The sequence below is a fragment of the Dyella silvatica genome (genome assembly GCF_026283955.1).
GTDB classification, from domain to species: domain Bacteria; phylum Pseudomonadota; class Gammaproteobacteria; order Xanthomonadales; family Rhodanobacteraceae; genus Dyella_C; species Dyella_C silvatica.
This window is the reverse complement of the sequence record NZ_JAPDPE010000217.1, coordinates 1-2,157: the sequence shown is the minus strand read 5'-3', so window position 1 is coordinate 2,157 and position 2,157 is coordinate 1. Positions and strand designations below refer to the sequence as shown.

The 2,157-nt window shown below is 62.6% G+C and carries 3 protein-coding genes; all 3 read right to left on the bottom strand.

Translation table 11 applies throughout. The features are described from left to right. The coding region (locus OUZ52_RS22675) for a DsbA family protein (RefSeq protein WP_266160873.1) at positions 1-211 on the bottom strand (211 nt) is incomplete at its 3' end. A gap of 23 nt (positions 212-234) precedes the next feature. Next, positions 235-1,137 carry a CmcJ/NvfI family oxidoreductase gene (locus OUZ52_RS22670; protein WP_266160872.1) on the bottom strand — a complete coding sequence of 301 codons (903 nt, stop codon included), beginning with the start codon at positions 1,135-1,137 and terminating at the stop codon, positions 235-237. A gap of 97 nt (positions 1,138-1,234) precedes the next feature. Next, a complete protein-coding gene (locus OUZ52_RS22665) occupies positions 1,235-2,143 on the bottom strand; it encodes a LysR substrate-binding domain-containing protein (RefSeq protein WP_266160870.1) in 909 nt (302 codons plus the stop codon). Positions 2,144-2,157: the final 14 nt, after the last annotated feature.

Sequence of the window (2,157 nt, the reverse complement as noted above, 5' to 3'; positions counted from 1 at the left end):
GCATGTCATGCCAGACGTAGGCGCCCTTGGCTTGCTGCAACACGAAGGGCGAGCTGTCCCAGCCGAACGATTTGAAAATCGGCCCCAGCAGAAAGGGCCGCCAGGCCAGCGCCACGCCATGTTCGGCGGCCAGCGCCTCGATGCGCATCAGGCTTAGATAGCTGTAGTTGCTGCCGAACTCAAACCAGAACTCGATCATCGGTGTGCTCACGGGTAATGATGATTCAACCTGGCTCATTCGTAGATCACCAGGCAACGTGCCTCGATGCTTTCACGCGCTGGCCAGCCATCGGGTGCATCGGGATGATCGAAGGCTGCATGCGGGGTATAGCGTGCCACGCCGCCGAGTTGCGCATCGTATTGCTTGAACACCAGTGCTTCATCGCGATGCATGGCGGAAAAATAGAACCAGCGATGCCGTGACGAGTGGATGGCCAGATAGATTTCACCGTGGCGCCTTGGATAGCGCACCTCGGCCTCGATAAGGTCGGTGGCGCTCAGGCTGCGCGCATCGCAAACGGCCAGTGGCGTATCCAGCACCGGATGCCTGATCGAACGCCAGACATTGACGATGCTGTAGCGGCCTACGGAGCAGGCATGCTCGCCTACGGCTTCAAGCACCAGGCCCAGTCGCCTGCGTCCAGAGGCTTCGGTGTAGTCGTTATGAATGCGGCCATTGGCGGCGGCGACCTGGCCCTGCGCGGAACGGCCGAAATTAAGCCTGCGGCGGTCGCCTTCGCGTTGACGTATGAGATGGTCGAAGACATAGCCGCGGCGGGCGCCGGTGGCCGCACAGGCGAGTTCGACGACCTCCGGGTAGTAGCGCTGAACAATGCTGTCCCGGTCGGAGAAATCACTCAGCGCGGTGGGCGCGTGCCAAAGCTCGAAGCCTTCGCGATGCACCGTGGTTCGTGTGGTCAGTTGGCGCGCATCGGCGATGCGCATGTCGCGTTCGTCGAAGGGGCAGCTCTCCCAGGGCGTGCCCGGCGGCGGTTGATAGGCATATTGCAGCGGGCGCTCATGGGTCGGTTGCAGATAGCTGAGCTTGGCCAGCGTGTAAGGCAGGTTTTGCATCACCGGCGCATAGCGGCGGCTGATTAAGCGTGAGGGTTCACGCAGCAGGGGATCGAGCGTCACGATAAATACCTGGATTGGCGCATACACGTGCGCTATCGGTGATATTGAGCGCTGACTACGCTGTCGCTGCAAACGCTTTTTCGACATGCCAGGCATGTCAGCGGGCAGCGGCCTCGGCGATCAGCCAATCGATGACCGCGTTGACCTGCTTGCGCGGTGTGTCATGTGCCTGGATCAACCAGTAGCCGTGGCGAACGGCCGGATCGCAGTGTGCCGGCGCCAGCATCAGCAGGCGCTGATCGGCCAGCATCGGGCCGATCAAGGCCAGCCGGCCCAGCGCCACGCCTTGTCCGGCCATGGCTGCCTGCACGACCTGATCGTATTGGTTGAAACGCATGACCCCGCGCGGTTTGACATGGGCCCAGCTCTTGCTGCGCAGCCATGCGCGCCAATGCAGCCAGGGCCGTTGCGGATCGTCGAACTCCAGCAGCACCTGTTTGGCGATTTGCCCGGCGGAGCGCAGCGAACGCAAACCCAGCGATGGATGTGCAACCGGCGCAATGGTTTCGCCGAACAAGCGCAAGGCACCCTGCGGCGCGGCATGATCGGCGCAATAGCGGATCGCCAGATCGATGCCTTCGCCACGCAAATCGACCAGACGATTGTTCGCGGCAACCCGTACATCGATGCCCGGATGTTGTCGCTGAAAGCGACCCAGCCTGGGCAGCAGCCATAAGCCGGTGACGCCGATGCTGGCGCTGAGGGTGACCGGGCGCAGCCCGGCCTTGTCGCTGATCGCGCCGAGGGTGTCTTGCAGTTGCTGCACGGCGATATCGGCGCTGCGAAACAACCGCTCGCCTTCGGCGGTGAACGCGATGGAGCGATGCCCGCGCAGCAACAGTTTGATGCCGAGGCGGTCTTCCAGGGTCTGGATCTGTCGGCTTACCGCCGACTGAGTCAGGCATAGATCCTGCGCCGCCAGCGTCATGCTCATACGGCGGCCGACGGCAACGAAGCCGCGCATCGGATCCATCAGCGAGGCCAGCGAAACAAGCGATATCGACATGCGCCATCCTCATG